General features: G+C 44.0%; 10 protein-coding genes and 1 pseudogene. 4 read left to right on the top strand and 7 right to left on the bottom strand.

All coding sequences use genetic code 11. The annotated features are described in order from the left end of the window. Positions 1–55: 55 nt before the first annotated feature. On the top strand, positions 56–1,309 hold the full coding sequence (locus A3KS_RS0112770) for an HD-GYP domain-containing protein (RefSeq protein WP_035356247.1): 1,254 nt from the start codon (positions 56–58) through the stop codon (positions 1,307–1,309). Between the two features lie 140 nt (positions 1,310–1,449). Here A3KS_RS0112770 and A3KS_RS22710 read toward each other — a convergent pair whose 3' ends face one another. The 3 genes from A3KS_RS22710 to A3KS_RS22705 all read right to left on the bottom strand — a co-directional run bounded on the left by A3KS_RS22710 (position 1,450) and on the right by A3KS_RS22705 (position 7,868). Further along, a complete protein-coding gene (locus A3KS_RS22710; RefSeq protein WP_051355862.1) occupies positions 1,450–3,780 on the bottom strand; it encodes a methyl-accepting chemotaxis protein in 2,331 nt (776 codons plus the stop codon). Between the two features lie 21 nt (positions 3,781–3,801). Then, complete coding sequence (locus tag A3KS_RS0112760) at positions 3,802–4,179, bottom strand: MCP four helix bundle domain-containing protein (RefSeq protein WP_026395248.1); 378 nt, start codon at positions 4,177–4,179, stop codon at positions 3,802–3,804. A gap of 569 nt (positions 4,180–4,748) precedes the next feature. Beyond that, positions 4,749–7,868 carry a methyl-accepting chemotaxis protein gene (locus tag A3KS_RS22705; RefSeq protein WP_051355861.1) on the bottom strand — a complete coding sequence of 1,040 codons (3,120 nt, stop codon included), beginning with the start codon at positions 7,866–7,868 and terminating at the stop codon, positions 4,749–4,751. Positions 7,869–8,211: 343 nt separating this feature from the next. On the opposite strand from A3KS_RS22705, the gene A3KS_RS0112750 reads away from it, so the two are divergent. Continuing rightward, on the top strand, positions 8,212–9,975 hold the full coding sequence (locus tag A3KS_RS0112750; RefSeq protein WP_026395247.1) for a sensor domain-containing diguanylate cyclase: 1,764 nt from the start codon (positions 8,212–8,214) through the stop codon (positions 9,973–9,975). Positions 9,976–9,998: 23 nt separating this feature from the next. Here the strand turns inward: A3KS_RS0112750 and A3KS_RS21225 are convergent, their stop codons facing one another. Beyond that, a complete protein-coding gene (locus tag A3KS_RS21225) occupies positions 9,999–10,571 on the bottom strand; it encodes a diguanylate cyclase (RefSeq protein ID WP_051355860.1) in 573 nt (190 codons plus the stop codon). A gap of 319 nt (positions 10,572–10,890) precedes the next feature. Here A3KS_RS21225 and A3KS_RS0112740 point away from each other — a divergent pair, with 319 nt between their 5' ends. After that, positions 10,891–11,775, top strand: coding sequence for an EFR1 family ferrodoxin (locus A3KS_RS0112740; RefSeq protein ID WP_026395246.1), 885 nt, complete (start codon positions 10,891–10,893; stop codon positions 11,773–11,775). A 60-nt stretch (positions 11,776–11,835) separates the two neighbouring features. Here A3KS_RS0112740 and A3KS_RS22700 read toward each other — a convergent pair whose 3' ends face one another. Together A3KS_RS22700 and A3KS_RS0112730 are read right to left on the bottom strand one after the other, a co-directional pair. After that, complete coding sequence (locus A3KS_RS22700) at positions 11,836–13,974, bottom strand: diguanylate cyclase domain-containing protein (protein WP_051355859.1); 2,139 nt, start codon at positions 13,972–13,974, stop codon at positions 11,836–11,838. Between the two features lie 187 nt (positions 13,975–14,161). Beyond that, entirely contained in the window at positions 14,162–14,860 is a 699-nt protein-coding gene (locus tag A3KS_RS0112730) for an MBL fold metallo-hydrolase (protein WP_026395244.1), read from the bottom strand. 237 nt (positions 14,861–15,097) lie between these two features. On the opposite strand from A3KS_RS0112730, the gene A3KS_RS0112725 reads away from it, so the two are divergent. Next, positions 15,098–18,847: a phosphoribosylformylglycinamidine synthase gene (locus A3KS_RS0112725; protein ID WP_026395243.1), complete on the top strand. Its 3,750-nt coding sequence runs from the start codon at positions 15,098–15,100 to the stop codon at positions 18,845–18,847. Between the two features lie 35 nt (positions 18,848–18,882). Here A3KS_RS0112725 and A3KS_RS23765 read toward each other — a convergent pair. Then, positions 18,883–19,162: pseudogene (locus A3KS_RS23765) on the bottom strand (IS4 family transposase); the annotation flags it as partial.

Below are 19,162 nucleotides of genomic sequence, written 5' to 3'. Positions count from 1 at the left end.
GCTATCATATCAAGATACTACTTAAAAACGGATATTTTGTCGGAAAGGAAAAACAATGGTTTCTTTATTAGAGTTAACGCTTCAATTATCAAGAGCTGCGGATATGGTAAGCCCGGAACTGAATCATCATCAACGCCTCGTCGCCTATATTACCAATAACCTGGGGGAAACGTTGAACTTTGAAGAAAAGAAACTGAATGAAGTCTGTGTTGCCGCTGTTTTGCACGATATCGGTGGTTTAAGCATGCAGGAAAGGATAAATGTGCTTAAGTTTGAGGCCATCAATCCTCATCAGCATGCCCGGATTGGATGGCTGCTGCTAAAAGATTACCGGGAGTTTTCAGAAATAGCCAGAATAATTAAGTTTCATCACGTGGATTGGAATAATGGTGAAGGTCTCAGGTTTTGTGAAGAAGCGGTTATGCCAGAAAGTCATCTTATCCATCTGGCGGACCGGATTGCTACTCTGATATCCCGGGACGACAAGATGATTGATCAGAAGGATCGAGTTTTTGAAAAAATTTTAAGTGCTTCCGGACGAAAATTTAATCCCGTCTATGTAAAAGCTTTTGAACAATTAAAAGAGAAGGAATTTTTTTGGTATGATCTGGAATCTATTTCTAATGGCCGGCGTTATTATAAAAAAATCAAGTTCAAGGATCAACGATTGAATATTGATGAGCTAATTGGTATAACCAAGCTTTTTGCCCGGGTAATTGATTTTCGGAGCAACTTTACCGCGGTTCACAGCGAAGGGGTTTCAGCAGTAGCCAAGCGTTTGGCACAACACTTGAAATGCGATGAGCTAACCTGCAAGAAAATTCAGGCGGCTGGCTATGTTCATGACATCGGTAAACTCACAGTTCCCACTGAAATTCTGGAAAAACCGGCTGGACTCACTCAGGCGGAATTTGCAGTGATGAAAGAACATACTTATCATACCTATGTCCTGCTGTTTCAGATCGCCGGATTTGAAGAAATAAATGAATATGCTTCGATGCATCATGAACGGCTGGACGGAACCGGCTATCCGTTTAAAAAGAAGGGAACAGAACTTTCGCAGGGTGCCCGGATCATGGCGGTAGCAGATATTTTCACAGCGGTTTCAGAGAATCGACCCTACCGCAAGGGAATGGAAAAGGAAAAAGTGATTGAGGTACTGAAACAAATGGTCAAAGATAACAAAATTGATGCCAACATTGTAATAATCCTCATTGCCAATTATCATGATATCAACAAAGCCCGGATCAAAGCCCAGAAAAAGGCCAGAACCCGGTACAATGATTTTGCAAAACTATTGACTTCATAAAACTTCTATGGAAGGTAACTGCTGATTTAAGAACTGGCGTTTGGGAGCAGTGAAGACAAACGTAGTGGGTAACACAAAGATAATAATAAAAAAATCCTGTCCGCGTTGTAAGGCTTGGACAGGATTTTTTGCTATCTTTTTTAGTATTTATCAAAGTCCAGATCATCTAAGATGATTTCTGCCGATGGTGGGGGAGCAGGGAGCGCTATTGTAGCTTTATCAGCGGGGACTTTGGCGGACTGCTTTTTTGTGTTTTTTAATTTAAAGGCATCTACCATTTGCTTTAACATCTCAGCCTGTCCCGACAGTTCTTCACTGGCGGCGGCACTTTGTTCGGCAGTGGCAGAATTGGTCTGTACTACCTGGGAAACCGCTTCAATGCCTTGATTGATCTGGGCGATTTCAGAGGCCTGATCATTTGAGGCTCGGGCGATACGGCCAACCAGGTCGGCGACTTTTTCAATCTGCTTAAGAATTTCGGCCAGACTAATAGCTGTTTCATCGGCTATTTTCGTACCGACCTCAACTTTGTCAATGGAGCCTTCAATCAGACCGGTGGTTTCTTTGGCAGCTTCAGCACTGCGGGCTGCCAGGGTTCGGACTTCTTCGGCCACGACGGCAAAGCCTTTGCCATGTTGTCCGGCCCGAGCAGCTTCGACAGCGGCATTGAGGGCCAGGATATTCGTCTGGAAAGCAATGTCATCAATAACTTTGATAATTTTAGAAATGTTGTTGGATGAGTTGTTGATTTCACTCATGGCGGCAACCATTTTTACCATCTGGGTATTACCAACTTCGGCATTAGTACGAACATTGATGGCGAGTTCGTTGGCTTCGTTGGCGTTTTTGGCATTTCGTTTAGTTTCCGAAGCGACCTCTTCGATGGAAGCCGTCAGTTCCTGAATGGAGCTGGCCTGTTCAGTGGTACCCTGAGACAAGGCCTGGCCACCGTCTGATATTTGCTGGGCGCCGATTTCCACCTGACTGGCCGCAACATTGATGTCGAACAGCGTGACGCTTAAGCTGGAAGCAATCAGGTTGAGGGCTTTTTTTATCGCCAGGAAATCGCCGCAATAAAGGTTAGTAATTTCCAGATCAAAATTCCCGCGACTCATTTCTTCTAGGGTTTGGGTTATTTCTTCAACATAAGCTCTTAAGAATTCAATGGTCTGATTCATGTCATGTTTGATTTTTCCATGTTGACCTTTAAAGTTACCTTCCATGGTGATGTTGAGATTACCTTCGGCCAGCTCGTTTAGGGTGGCTGAAGCAGCTTGGATCGGATCAATGATGGCATCCAGGGTTTGGTTGAAACCTTCAATAACCGTTGCATATTCGCCCTGGAATTTTGTAATATCGCCACGGTTGTTTAAATCACCGTCGATGGCAATCTGGGCCATGGTTCTGGTTTCTTCAACCAGCATCAGAATCGTTTCTGTCATACCCAGTAGGGCAGGTACTAAATGATCATTTTCGCTACGTTTACCAATACTGCGGAGGAAGTCCAGGTCACTTAAATCACCATTGCGAATAATGGTAGAAATATCGACAATTCGACCAAGCTGGGCATGGACGCCGTTGATGGATTTGGAAATCTCTCCGAAAATCCCATCGAATTCACCTTCAATCGGCTGGGTCAAGTCATTTTTATTCATTAATTTAAGGGTATGATCAGCCACAGTCAAGGCGCTTAGTCCATCAAGGCAGGCGTTTAGATTATTTTTAATTTCCCGGAAGTCGCCATAATATTCATCGGTAATTTTGGGTGGAATTTCACCTTTACCAATCCGTTCAATATATTCAGCAGCTACATTTAGAGGACCGACAACCGCATCCAGAGTGCTGTTTACCCCGGCAACGATTTCCCGGAATCCGCCGTTGAAGGCATCCGCATGTCCCCGAGTATCGAGACGGCCTTCTACAGCTGCCTGAGAAAGGGTATTTGCTTCGGTGATCAGGGATCGGATGGTTTCGATGGTTTTCTTCAGAGCAGGGGTCAATTCATCATTAGAATCCTTGACTTCGAGATGGGCAGATAAATCGCCTTCAGAAATCTGACTCATAGTAGCAATAACAACCTGCTGGAGTTCATCGGAAAAAGTATCCATGGCATCGGCCATTTCACCGATCTCATCGGTACTGTCCATATTCAGACGGTTCCCGAAATGGCCCTTGCTCATCTCATGAATCATGTGACTGGCCTTGCGTAGTGGTCCGCAGATCAGTGAAGTGAGTAATAATCCCAGTGCCACGGCCAAAACCATGCTGATCAGCATAAGGACTGTCATCGTCGTCGTTGCAGCAGCGGCCTGGTCGATATTATTTTCGGATTTGGCCAATCCATCAGCAAGTTTTAAAGTTGACAGATTATCGATAGCCGATTGCATGTTGGCGGTAGCTTTACCGGCAGCGCCTTCTGGGCTCATCAGGTTAAAGGCTTCGGTGTCCTGATTGAGGGTAGCCAGGTTCATCAGTGAGTCAAGATGTTTATTTTATTCGGTCCGGGCTGATTCAAAGGTTTCAAAAGCCTGCTGCATTTCATCCGACTGAATCGTTGTTGCGTATTCCCCGGCCAATTCGTCAATTTTGAGTTGCTCCGCAGCAATGTTCTTCTTTACTGACTGAATCAGATCGGGGTCGTTAGCGAGAATCATATCCCGAAGACTAACACGCATCATCTGGAAAGTGGTGGATATTTGACCGATCTGAGAAATGGGAACAGTCATATGTTCATAAAGTTCCTGATCAGACTTCTGAAGCGACCAGGTGTTCAAGATTCCGATGAAACCAACAACGCCGACGAGTAGCGCAATAAGAATAAAAGATGTCAGTAGTTTTGTTTTAATTTTTAAATTTTTAAACCAATTCAAATTATCTTCCTCCGGTTTTTAATCTGGGGGTACACAAATTGCGGACGGAGTCCTTACTTACAGGTATGATGACAAAAAAAACAACCAAAATGCATTAGAAAAGATTCTTCACACAAATAACTTGAGCAGACCTGGTTGGGACTATTTGGGGGATCGCTGTATTTTTCTGAACACCACCTTACAGATTGAATACATAATCATATTGTTTGAAAAGTTTAATTTATTCAAATCCATAGTTATTATAAGGGATAATATTGTAAAATGAAACAAAAAAAAACAGGATAAACTATGTTTTTTTCAAAAATGCTTAAAATATTTATGCCATATATACAAAAATGTTATCAAATGTCAATAAGTCTATAACACTCTTCGAAGTTTAAAAGAGGTATTTTAGATGTATTATAGTGGCAAAAGAAAACGGATTAATAATTTTCTGAGTACCCCTTGACGGAACGACAAAAGATATGATTGCTTTCGAAAATAAAAAACCTGAAGACAATAAACAATGATTGTCTTCAGGAAGGTTGCTAAAAGCTTGTTGTTTGATCGAGCGGTTTTATTTAGCGTGTTTAGTATTTATCGTTCTCGGTATCATCCAGCGAGATCCATGGTTCGGGCGGAGAAACCGGGGCACGGGGTGCAACTGAAGCCGCTTTTTCAATCGGTTCTGTTTTTCCCGAATAACTGCTCCTGTTTTGATTTTTGAGCTTAAAGGTGCTCATCATATGCTTAAGGACTTCAGCCTGACCGGAAAGTTCCTGGCTGGAGGCAGCACTTTCTTCGGCAGTGGCAGAGTTGGTTTGAACAACATTTGAGACCTGTTCAATCCCCTTAGTAATTTGAGCGATTTCAGAAGCCTGATCATTGGAAGCCCGGGCAATATTGCCGACCAGACCAGTTACTTTTTCTATTTCACTGAGGATTTCAAGCAGACTTTCGGCGGTTTCATCAGCAATCTTGGTGCCAACTGCGACCTTGTCAATGGAGCCTTCGATCAGACCAGTCGTTTCCTTAGCGGCTTCGGCGCTGCGTGCCGCCAGGGTTCGTACTTCTTCCGCAACAACGGCAAAACCTTTGCCGTGTTGTCCGGCCCGGGCCGCTTCGACGGCGGCATTAAGAGCCAGGATGTTGGTCTGGAAGGCGATGTCATCAATTACCTTGATAATCTTCGAAATGTTGTTGGATGAATCGTTGATTTCTACCATGGCAGTGACCATTTTTGACATTTGTGAATTCCCGACTTCGGCGTTGGTTCGAACCTCAATCGCCCGCTCATTGGCTTCGTTGGCATTTTTGGCATTTCGTTTTGTTTCTGCCGCGACCTCTTCAATTGAAGCGGTGAGTTCCTGAATGGCACTGGCTTGTTCGGTGGTACCCTGGGACAAAGCCTGGCCACCGTCAGAGATTTGGATAGCACCAGCTTCAACCTGTCCGGCGGCATCATCAATTTCTTTCATAACCTCGCTTAAATGGGTGGTTATGCCGTTAATGGCAAGCTTGATGGCGACAAAATCGCCATGATAATAGGTTTTGATTTCCTGGCTGAGATCTCCTTCGCCAATCTGTTGTAGCGTCGTTGTGATTTCAGTTACATAGTTTTTAAGGAAGTCAATGGTGCGGTTCATATCATCTTTAATTCGACCGTGTTGACCTTTAAAATCACCATTCATGGTGAAGTTTAGATTACCTTTAGAAAGTTCATTCAGAGCTGCCGAAGTTGCCTGGATCGGTTCGATAACGGCATCCAGAGTCTGGTTGAATCCAGAAATAACCTTGGCATATTCGCCCCTGAAGCGGGAGGGGTCGCCCCGATGGTCCAGATCGCCTTTAACGGCCAACTTAGTCATTTCATCGGCTTCACTGACCAGGGAATGGATATTTTCAATCATTTGAATCAGACTGGGAATAAACTCATCCTCGTCACTCCGTTTTCCGATATTCACCAGCTCGTCATAATCATTCATATTACCATTAGAAACATTATTGACAATGGCATGAATATAGTTTAGCTTCCAATGAATTTCGTTGACTGAGGTAGCCAGATCGCCAAAGACGCCCAAATAGTTTCCTTCCATTTTGGCAGAGAAGTCATTGACGTAGAGTCGGTGGAGTACTTCACCAGTCTCCGTTAAAGCGCCCAGACCGTCGATGCAGGCGTTAATGTTATTTTTTAAATCATTGAAATCACCCTTGTATTCAGTGGTGATTTTTGGTGGTATCAACCCGTTACCGATGCGTTCAATCGCTTTGTTGGCAACCTTGAGTGGTTTCACAAAGGTATTGATAACATTATTTAAAGAGATAATCATGTCTTTGTAAGCACCAGTATATTCATTAGTATTACCCCGGTAGTTGAGTTGACCTTCTGATGCGGCAGTACCGAATTTTACAATGGCATCGTGAACTCTGTTCATTTCTGCCAAAACAGCAACCATTGAATAGGAAATGACATCATCTTCAGAACGGGGTACGATTTCAACTTCAAAATCACCCTGTGACATCCGTTGAGCAGCTCCTGCCATTCCTTTGTTGTTCTGGATCATGGTTTCAAAGGAAAGCATTAAATCACCAATTTCATCATAGGTGGTCACTTCAATTTCCACATCGACTTTTCCCACTGCCACCTGATCGGCCACTTCTTTTAGCCTGATAATGGGTTTGGCAAGTTTTTGTGCCATGACATAGGCAGCGATGCCGCCAATTAAAAGAATCATCAATGAGATTAACAAAATCAAATTTCTCAGATTAGTGATCGGTGCCAAAACATCGTCTTCATATTGGGCAACGATCAGGGTCCAGTTAGTTCCCGGAATGGGTGCAGCGGAGCCGATTTTAGTCTCACCATTAACAGTATAGGTGAGCATCCCGGTTGTTTGGGTGCCAAGTTCTTTTAAGGCCAAACCAAAACTTTTCCAGATGCCATCTTTCTCAATATCGTCAAACACGTTAACCTGATCAAGAATCATCTGATCATCAGGATGAGCCATCATGGCACCGTTTTCATTGACAACAAAACCATATTGCCGCTCGCCATCGCCCATGGCATTGGTGGTATCTTTTAAGAAGGTGGGGTCACGTCGACCAACCAGTAAGCCCACGACCTGACCATTGCTTTTAATGGGAGCCACGTCAAAGACAACCGGTTCCTTAGTAACTTTACTGATGGCCACATCAGAAATAGAAAGTTCACCTTTGAATCCATCTTCATACCAGAATTCGCCCCAGGAATCAAATTCACCGCCGCCTTTGATGTACTTGGCATGACCGGCAAGATCCATGACCGCAATATCCTGATAACCCAACCGTTCCACATCTCCAGCAACAGCATCGACCTGAGTTTGCCAATCCATGGTGGTGACCCGGGCCCGGGAAGCCACTTCACTGAGGGTAGACAAGTTTCCAGTAATAATGGCACCAACATGCGCAGCACCTTCGATGGTGTACTTTTGGGCATCGGTATTGGCCTGGTTAGTTAACGCCGATGAGCCCAGATTGACAGCGATAATCCCCAGAGCCAGCACCGCCAGTGCGATCAGAGAAACGGTAAACACCAGCAGCTTTGTGGAGATTCGGGATTTGCGATGAGCTTGAGCCGGGATAAATCCAGCTGGATGCACAGCGCTTTCGGGTACTGCATCAGTTACATGGCTTGCTACCGGAGCCTGCTTCGGTTCTTGATTTTCATTCATAATAACCCCTTTCAATTGTAATTATTCAGATATCCAGCTGTCGAAATTCTGAAAATAGAAATTTGACAGCTGGATATCACTAGAAAAGTATAAGTGCTTACAGGCATCATGAATGGATGCATGCTGTATTATTATAGCTCTTTTCACAGCAAATATCTACTGTATAATAACTAAAATTTATCATTTCTGAGTCGATTATAGTAGCTGATGAGATAAAAAAATGGATATTTAGTTCAGTATTTTTATTTTGAGATGAAAACGCTGGTTAAACGAAGCTGATCTTGATACAATATAGACCAGATAGATATTGCTATGTCTAAGCCAGTGGATAGGGGATGATTCAATGATCAGCAAAATAATAACAATTAATACTATCGAAATGTTAAATCAATACCTGTTGACTGATGAATGCAAAGATCGGTTGAATTGCGCGGTTTCAGTATTTATACAAATTTTCTCATCCGAGCGAGATCCCGAATGGCTGATGGCTATCGAATCAACCATTCGGGAGATGATGCCCGCAGGCGTGATAACGGGGGCGACCACCATGGGAGAAATTGCCGAAGGACGTCTGCTTATTAATACCACGGTGATTTCCTTTGCTTTTTTTGAAAAAACCCGAATTCAAGGGTTTTTACTCGAAGGTGTCGACGGAAGCCAATTCGATTCAGGAAATCACTTCGCGAAAAAAATAGAAATGTCTTGCCAGCAAATCGCTGGGGTCATGCTCCTGACAACCCCTTTTACGATGGATGTTTCTGATTTTTTAAAAGGTTTTTCAGCGGCTCGAAGCGGTACCTATCCCGTCTTTGGAGGTGGTGCAGGTGATTATGAAGCCGAACAAAGACCACTGATTACTTTAAATAAAAACTACACGTCAAAAGGGGTACTGGCTGTTGTGTTCATGGGCAATGACATCCAGATTGATATGCATACCTATTTGGGGTGGCAACCATTAAGCAAAGAAATGATCATTACTGAAACCGATGGTCTTTGGGTGAAGAAGATCGATGATGAGCCCGCTTTTAATGTGTTCAACCGTTATCTGGATATTCAGAATGACCGGGATTTTTTTCTGAATGTACTGGAATTTCCGCTATTGCTCGAACGCAATGGGATTCAGTATGCCAAAGCTCCGATGGTGGTAAATGACCAAAATGCCATTAAATTTATCACAGATCTGAGAGAAGGTGAAAAAGTATGCATTGGCTATGGTAATCCTGCGGTAATGATTGAAAAAGCCAATGATATTCAAAATCGTATTCAGATCTTTAATCCGGAGGCTATATTTCTTTATTCTTGCATTTGTCGGCGTTTTTTGTTACAGCGTGAGGTGGATCTGGAAACCCGGCCCTTCGAAACCATTGCTCCTACATCAGGATTTTATACCTATGGCGAAATTTATTCTCAGGGTAAACATGTGATGCTGCTCAACGCCACGATGGTGGCAGTCAGTATGAAAGAGCGGGATGGACAGAAAACGGAAGAAGGAATAGCGAAACGGATTGAAAAACCAAGATCACTGGATCCTTTTACCAGTCAGCACACCCGGATTATTTCCCGGCTGGTTAATTTCATCAAAGTGGTTACTGCAGAGCTGGAGGAAGCTAACAGGGAAGCCAGACGCCTGGCAGAACGGGATTATCTGACCCAGGCTTATAATCGCATGAAGGCCCATGAATTTATAAAAAATGAAATGAAAAGATGTGATCGCTACGGGTTGGAGTTTTCGATTATTATGCTCGATATGGATTATTTTAAAAAGGTGAACGATACCTACGGACATAATCTTGGCGATGAAATTCTCATTTATCTGGTAAAATTGCTATCTCTGGAAATTCGAAAAATTGATATGCTAAGTCGCTGGGGAGGCGAGGAATTTTTGATCATCATGCCGATGACTGACAGTGATGGGGCAACGATAACAGCTGAACGGATCCGAATTGTTGTGGAACAGACCCAGTTTACAAGTGGACTCAGACAAACCTGCAGTTTTGGTGTTACCGCATATATAAAGGGTGAATCCTTTGAGGATTTTATCGATCGGGTTGATAAAGCACTCTACGAAGCAAAAATTAGTGGCCGAAACTGTGTGATAACCAAATAAAAACCAGGCTGAAAACCGGACTTTTAGTTGGTACTGACAACAATTTGGTTTCGACCCAGTTCTTTGGCAGTTGATAATGCAAGTTCTGCTTTTTTCAAAAGTGTATCATAGGAGGTCTCATCAGTGAGAATGGACGTAACTACCCCAATGGAAACGGTCACAGCTTCAGCTATTGTCGATGCCGAGTTGGGGATGGCTAAACCTAAAACTTTTGTTCTTATTTTTTCGGCCATTTCAACAGCACCAGCAGGGTCGGTGTCTGAGAGTATACAGGCGAATTTTTCATCATTCCATCGGGCGACCAAATCACCAGAGCGTTTCAAGGTGTCTTTTAGCGTAAACGCTATCAGGCGCAGGCAGTCGTCTCCGGACAGTTGACCATCGTTGTCATAACGATTTCTAAAATAATCAATCTCAATCATCAGGATTGATAAATAGCACACTGTTGTTTTAGCTTTGTTTATCGCCGCGGTGAACATCACATCAAAATTTTGGCGGTTGGCAATCTGGGTCAGTGTATCCAGGTTGTTACTATTTATTGCTGAAACGTCCTTTTTCATGTCATCTTCGCAGTATGGATCGCAAAATTTATTCATGTTCGGGGTTTCCTTTCCAGTTTATCGAAAGCGTGTAATTGTTTTTTATATTCTATACTTGATTTGGGCTGGCTGTAAAGCTTTTTAATCATAAATCGATCTGTGCAGAGGGTGTTTAAACAAAAAGAAAGAGGGTAAAAATTATCAGAATGAAGTCATATTGATAAACTGCGATCCTTGGGATACCTAAATGAATAAAAATAGCGTATAAAAGTTACAAAAACGGAAATATTTGAGATAAAGACAAGATCAAAGCATAGTAATACATGTAATGGTTCATTTAGATAAAATTGGCAACAGTATAGATTGTGAGGGAAAAATGGATTTTAAAAGCGCGAATCTTGTATATTTTACGGGTACTGGAGGAACTGCCCGGGTTGCAGATGCATTTGAACGTTCATTTATGGAAAGATCGATAACCGTTCAACGGACAGAATTAAAAGGTGGGACAATTCCGGTTGTTTTTGGCGATGTGCTGGTCTTGCTTTTTCCGGTGTATGCGTTTAATGCCCCCAAACCAATTGTGGAATGGCTGGAAAAAATCCCGCCGGTCGAGGGCCGGCCGGCTGTGGTTGTTTCAGTGTCCGGCGGCGGAGAAATATCGCCCAATACGGCCTGTCGAACGGCCACAATTCGTCACCTTGAGAAAAAAGGATACAATGTGATATATGAAAAAATGGTCGTGATGCCGTCAAATTTCTTAGTTGGTTTTGATGAAAGCCTCTGTGCCATGGTACTCCATGCCACCCCGGTGATTGTGGATAAGGTGGTAGTGGAAATCATGGCAGGGAAACGACATCGAACAGCACCTTATGGAATTGATCGGATTGCTTCAAAACTTGGCTATTTTGAAGTTTTAGGGGGAAGTTTTTTTGGTCGCCGGCTTAAGGTTAATGATAAGTGTGTCGATTGTGGTTGGTGTGAAAAACTGTGTCCCCGGGATAATATCAAAATCATTGATGGCAAGCATATCTTTGGAAATGACTGTGTGATTTGTCTGCGCTGCGTCTATGGCTGCCCCCAAGGGGCTATTGAACCGGGATTTGGAAAATTTGTGGTGCTGCCGGAAGGCTATAATCTGAGTAAGGTCGAAAACCGCATGGATCATTTGACTGTATATCCCAGAATCAGTCAGGCTACCAGTCATGCTTCGCTTCGCGGTGTGAGAGATTATCTGATTGAAAGCAATTGCTTCAAATTATAAAGAAGAACCCCTGATCCGAGAGAGTTTGGTATCAATCGACAGGGGTTCTTTACTTTTTTTTTATTTTCGGTACACAAAGACCCGGTTTCGACCGGTATCCTTAGATTGTGTCAGAGCCATCTGGGCGTGATCGAGCAGGGCTTCAAAAGAATCTTCGGCTTGATTTTCATGAGACCTGGTCCCGCTGGCGACGCCGAGTGATAAGGTGACAACTTTTTCTACTGGCGAGGACTGGTGGGGAATTCTCAGATTCAAAACTGCTTTTCTGATATTTTCAGCAACATGGGCTGCACCCTTCAAATTTGTGTCCGGGAGCAGACAGATGAATTCCTCGCCCTCCCAACGGGCAACCAGATCACCGGCACGTTTTAGTGTTTTCTTAAGGGCATCGGCAACTTCCCGGAGACAATCATCGCCCTCCAAATGTCCATAAGTGTCATTGTAACGTTTGAAATAGTCGATATCAATTCTGATCACCGACAGGGTGGTGTTATTACGCCGTGCTTTGCGAATTTCGATGGCCAGCATTTCTTCGAAGCGGCGGCGGTTCGGGATCTGCGTTAAGGCGTCGGTATCGGCAGTAGTGCTTAGAATTTCCCGATAATGCTTAAGCGCCAGATGATTTTTGATTTTTTCCTCGACCCTGGGGAGATCAAAGGGCTTGGAAATAAAATCTACGGCGCCGGATTGCAAGCCAGATGCTTCATTTTCCGGGTCACTCAGAATTGTCAGGAAAATTATCGGAATGGCCATGGTACTTTCTTCCAGCTGAATTTGTTTGCAGACCTCATAGCCACTCATGTCCGGCATGCTCAGATCCAATAGAATCAGGTCCGGGGCCGGAACCTGTTGAACGATAGCCAAGGCATCTTTTCCGCTGTTAGCGACTAGAATTTCATAATTTTCGACTAACATCTGAGCAAGTAATTGGGTGTTCTCAGGGGAATCATCAACGATTAAGATCCGCTCTCTTTTTATCGCAATGGCCTGGCGATCGGATTTAGGCTGATCATTTCGGAGTTGTTCAATTGCCCGCAGTTCTTCTGCTTTAAGGCGAATGTTCTGATTATACATGGGTAAAACTCGCCCGCCCATACTGCGGTCGTTTTTGATATTCGGGGCATTGTCTCTGAGCAATAGAACATGAAACGAAAAGTCATAGCCGCTCTCATTGTCGCGACTGGCAGACAATTTGCCATTCATCGTTTCAACTAGATTTTTCACCAGTTCCAGACCAAAATTGAGGTTGCTTTCTTGAGTGCTGCCATGGGAATCATAGCTGGAAAAAGGATCATCGGCACTGCCTTGTGAGTGTGTCAGGCCAGAAGTCTTGACACTAAAATAAATCTTAAAAACGGCTTTGTCGGTGTTTTCGGGAGTTGCCTCGACACTGATTTTACCGCGTTCCAGACATTTGATGGCATTGAGGACTAAAAATGAAATAATTTGTTTGAGTCGTTGCGGATCGCCCTGAACAGTTGGCGGGATCTTTGGATGTATCGACAAATCGATGGTAATATTATGGCGTTTGGCGCTGACGATCAAAGGAATAATAGCATCTTCGATAGTGTCGTGAAAATTAAAGGAAGTCACATCATGAACGGTCGGATTGCTTTTATCTGTGGCCAGAATTCCATTGATCAGATTCGCCAGAAATTCTGTGGACAGTCGGATGTTTTCCAGACAGATATTCTGCTCCGAGATGGATTGGGTTTTGCTAATTAACTGCAAAAATAGGGACAAACTGTCCAGTGGTTCATGAATTTCATTAGATAAAATAGAAAGTAGTTGATTTTTTGAAAATTCGGCAGATTCAGCATCCTTTTTTGCATGATAGAGTTCAGTCAGATCTTTGGCACTACTGTAAATCAATTCATCAATCCATTGAAACTGCCAGGTCACAAAATGATAGTCGCCGTTAGTAGAACGTAAACGGCTGGTAAAGGCCAGAATTTTGTTTGCGGCGGTGAGTTTTTTAAGGGCAAGAAGCAGGTTTGCCACATCATTGGGATGGACAAGGTCAATGAGATTTTTACCGAGAAGTTCTGGGGTCAGGTAGCCTAGTTTAGTTTCCCAAACCTGGTTTGTCTTTAGAATTTCTCCCCGTCCATTGGTGATGCAAAGAAATTCCATACTGACGTTAAAAATTCCTTCGAGTTGCTGACGACTTTGTTCGTTGAGAGAAAAGAGATCATTCATGAGGGTACTCCTTTCGAATTATGGTAACCGTTTTGATTGCAAAAGGCACGGATATTTGTATAAATGTTATCAAAAAGCAATAGAGTTATCTATATAATATTGAGGAGCTAGTCCCGAAGAATTGAGAAGCACCCTCCACTCTCGCGTGAGAGGGAGGGTGTTCTGATATAAGCAGATAAGTTGGTGTTCAGACTACTGGGGACCAGGTGTTTTTGATCTTAACATTCCGCTCTTTAAATTCGGGGATAATGGTTTTAGTATTTCCGACTTTGTCCTTAAACTGTTTGATGATTCCAAAATCATCTTTGAAATGCATGGGAATCAGGACCTTGGGATGAAAGGTTTCAATAAAGTATGCACCGGCCTTGTAGAAAGAGTCGCCCAGCCGGGGATCCACTGGAACAAAGGCGAATTCCATCGGCAGGTTCTTCATTTTTTCCAGCTCGGATTTAAAGTCTTTTTCTTCCTGGGCCGGATCAATGTTTGGTTTTTCGTTAGTGTCCCAGTCCCACCAGTTCAAATCACCGGCATGAAAAATTCGGTGGGAATTGGTGGCAATATAAAAAGAGATGCCCTGATCGGTGGAACCGAAGGTCTTAATATCCATTCCGCCCAGAGACATGTGCTGGTAGGGGCCGATAACGTGGGTTTTGTGGGTGGATGTCTTCGGAATATCATCACTTAAGATATAGGTAGGATGATAAATCCGATCGGTCGAAAAAATATCGGCCGTGTAGTGATCACCATGGCCATGTGACACAAAGAAAAAATGAGGAATTCCTTTGCGGAGGAGACTGGTTGGAATATGGGTAAAGCAATCAAAGATCAGAGTTTTGTCCTCAAGTTGAATTAAAAAGCCGCTATGATGCAAATGGAAAATTTTCATATTATTACCTCTCGTGGATCGTTTTTTTATACCTGATGATGGGATAAAATTATATTACCCAAATACTATTCAATTATACTTTAAAATATACTAGAAACGTGAAAAACTTAAAAATAATCGGATAAGGCTAAGAAATTATCGGTAAAATAAAAAAATAATCCGAACGTTTTAAATTCTATTGATATTATTGTTCGGAAATAGTAAAATAAGTTTATCATTAAAAAAGGTGGAAAAATTGTGATAAAACGAATTTTTGTAGAAAAAAAAGACAAGTTTGAAGTAGAAGCCAAATCGCTGACACATACCTTTCAACGAATTTTAAAGATTCAGAAGCTTGAATCCATGCGTATTCTGTACCGATATGATGTCGAAGGCGTGGCAGATGGTTTGTTTAATCAGATTATTGGCACCATTTTATCCGAACCCAATGTCGATCAGGTTTTTGAAGGAACCCTTCAGGTTAACGATGACGAGAAGATTTTTGGGATTTCCTATTTACCCGGCCAGTATGACCAGCACGGCGATTCTGCGATTCAGTGTATTCAGATCGTGTCCGGCGAACGGGCGCTGGTTAAGGTAGCAAAAATTGTTGTACTCACAGGTGAATTGACACAAACGGAATTTGACAGTATCAAGCGTTATATGATCAATCCGGTGGATTCTCAGGAAGCCAGCCTGGAACCTTTTGTTACCCTGGTCGATGAGGTGCGGGAGCCTGCCGATATCAAGCCATTAGATTGTTTTATTGCGTTGAAGGCAGATCAATTAGAAGCGTTTCGGGTAGAGAATGGATTCGCTATGACTACCGAGGACATTTTATTTGTACAAAATTATTTTAATATCGATGAAAAACGAAATCCGACCATTACGGAATTAAAGGTAATTGATACCTATTGGTCGGATCATTGTCGTCATACGACCTTTTTGACCCAGATCAAGCAGGTACAGTTCCTGGGGGATGATCCTATTTCACAGGCGATGAAGCGGGCCTATGATGATTACTGTCTGGCCAGAACAGATCTATACGGTGAAAATACCGAACGACCAATGAGCCTGATGGATCTGGCCGTGATTGGCACCAAAGCCCTCAAGAAACAGGGACGGATAGCGGATTTGGATGAATCAGAAGAAATCAACGCCTGCAGCATCAACATGGTCGTCGATCATGACGGTGTTGATGAAGAATGGCTGCTGATGTTCAAAAATGAAACCCATAACCACCCTACCGAAATTGAACCTTTCGGGGGTGCCGCCACCTGTTTAGGCGGTGCCATCCGGGATCCGCTGTCAGGACGAAGCTACGTTTATCAGGCAATGCGGGTTACTGGAGCCTGGGATCCCCGGGCAGCCATTGAAGACACGCTCCCTGGCAAACTACCGCAACGTAAAATTTCGACGGAAGCGGCTCACGGTTACAGCTCTTATGGGAATCAGATTGGTTTGGCGACCGGTCAGGTAACTGAAGTTTATGATCCTGGCTTTTTGGCCAAGCGGATGGAAGTTGGTGCTGTAATTGCAGCAGCACCAAAAGAAAATGTCATCCGTGAACGCCCCACCCCCGGCGACGTGGTACTGTTAGTCGGCGGACGAACCGGACGGGATGGTTGTGGCGGTGCCACAGGGTCGTCCAAGGCCCACACCGAAGAATCAATTATGGAAAGCGGTGCTGAGGTTCAAAAAGGGAATCCCGTGGAAGAACGTAAAATCCAACGGTTATTCCGAAGCAAAGAGTTGGCTAATTTAATCAAACGCTGTAACGATTTTGGTGCCGGCGGTGTTTCAGTGGCCATTGGCGAACTGGCAGACAGTCTGGAAATCGATTTGGATAAGGTGCCAAAGAAATATGAAGGTTTGGATGGCACCGAACTGGCCATCTCCGAATCCCAGGAACGAATGGCCGTGGTGGTTGATCCTAACGATGTGGCCGCTTTTATTGCCATGGGGCATGCTGAAAATCTTGAGATTACCCCGGTTGCCACCGTTACCGATTCTGGCCGTCTGATCATGAAATGGCGGGGCGCAGAAGTTCTGAATATCTCTCGAGCATTTCTGGAAACCAACGGCGCACCGCAATTTATTGATGTGGCAGTTGAGTCGCCAATACAAATAAATAGCGCAATAAAAACAGCGGATCAAGATCCCATAAATGATGAACAATTTGATTTTATTAATATGATGACCGAAACGCTCAAAGACCTGAATGTTGCCAGCCAGCGGGGCATGGTGGAAATGTTTGACTCAACGATTGGCGCCGGCACTGTGGCCATGCCCTACGGCGGGAAAAACGCGCTATCACCAATGGATGGTATGGTAGCCAAGATCCCGATGATTCATGGCGATACCACCACCTGCAGTATGATGACCTTTGGCTACAATCCGGTTATTGCCAAAAACAGTCCCTTTTTAGGTGGGATGATGGGGGTGCTCGAATCCCTGTCAAAATTGGTTGCCATGGGGGGTGATTATAAAAAGGCCCGCCTCAGTTTCCAGGAATATTTTGAACGATTGGGCAAAGAACCGCTTAAATGGGGCCGACCTTTCGCAGCACTCTTAGGCGCCCATCAAGTCCAGACGGCGATGGGAACTCCAGCCATCGGTGGTAAGGACAGTATGTCGGGTACCTTTGGGGAACTGACCGTACCACCAACGCTGATTTCCTTTGCGGTAGCAACATCCCATGTCGATGCGGTGATCACCAGTGAGCTCAAGTCAACCGAGTCCCTGGTGCAACTATTTACCCTGCCTTTAAACAAAAATGGTATACCGGAATTAACGGTGGTTAAAGCCGTTTATGATAGTATCATTAAGGCCAATCAGGAAGGCAAAATCTTAAGTGCAAAAACCATTGGTTACGGCGGCCTGGCAGAAGCCGTGGCAAAAATGGCCTTTGGAAATGGCATCGGAGTGACCCTCAATGACCGGATCGATCCAGCCTTTTTGTTTAAACCGCTGCATGGCAGTATTCTAGTCGAAAGTTTTGAAATTCTGGAGGGATCAACCCCGATCGGGAAAACCAATGATACCAGCGAAATTATTCATGGCCGTGATGTCATTGCGATCGATGAACTGGTGGAAGTTTGGGAAGCACCACTGCGGTCAGTCTATCCGGAAAAAGCGGAAACCACCGGTGCAGTAGAAACCCTAAGCTTTAAGGCCACACCGATTGTTTACAACAAAGAAAAACAGGCAAAACCTCAGGTATTCATCCCGGTATTCCCGGGTACCAATTGCGAATACGACTCGGCCAAAGCCTTTGAGAACGCCGGCGCTAAACCGGTCACCACCATTTTCAGAAATCAGTCAGCTCAGGATATAAGCCGGTCCATTGACGAAATGGCCGCCCATATTAGAGCATCCCAGATGATTATGATTCCCGGCGGCTTCAGTGCTGGTGATCAGCCCAACGGTTCCGGTAAATTTATTGCCTCGGTGTTTAGAAATCCCAAGATGATGGATGCAGTCATGGATTTACTCAATAATCGGGACGGTTTGGTGCTGGGAATCTGTAATGGCTTCCAGGCGCTGATCAAGTTGGGACTGGTGCCCAACGGTGAAATCTGTGATATCACCGAGGAGATGCCGACCCTGACCTTTAACACCATCGGCCGGCATGTGTCCACCATCCCGATGACCCGGATCAGTTCGACACTGTCGCCCTGGCTGGCCCATACCAGTGTCGGTGACATCCACCGCATGCCTATGTCCCATGGGGAAGGCCGCTTTGTGGCCAGCGATGCGGTACTGAAAACCCTCATTGAAAATGGCCAGATTGCCACCCAATATGTTGATTTTGAGGGAGCTGCCACCCTTGATGGTCGCTTCAACCCCAATGGTTCAATTTATGCGGTCGAAGGCATTACCAGTCGGGATGGCCGGGTCTTGGGAAAAATGGGTCACTCCGAACGGATTGGCAAGAATCTCTATAAAAATATTCCTGGCAATATGGATCAGCAGATCTTTAAAGCCGGCGTCAATTATTTTAAATAAATTGGATTTATGATTTTAAATTAATTATAAATAACTCAACTTTCCCAGCCCAATTGACCAAACAAAGCCTTGATAAAAGAGGCCTGAGATTCAATCCATTGCTGGAGTTGATTTTTTAACAGAGTAGACTTTCTAGAGCCTACCGAATTCAATTGTTCAACAAATAAGCTCATCAAACTTTGAAGAGCGGTTGAGAGTGCCATATCCTGGATGTCATCACAAAGCCTGAAGAATAACTCACACAAGGTTTTATCATCATTTTCGTTTCGGCGAAGCCATTCCAGCAGGATGTATCGGGTAAAAACAATGGTTGTG

The organism is Acetobacterium malicum subsp. dehalogenans DSM 11527, assembly GCF_000472665.1.
GTDB lineage: Bacteria > Bacillota > Clostridia > Eubacteriales > Eubacteriaceae > Acetobacterium > Acetobacterium malicum.
This window is presented reverse-complemented; position numbering and strand designations above follow the sequence as displayed.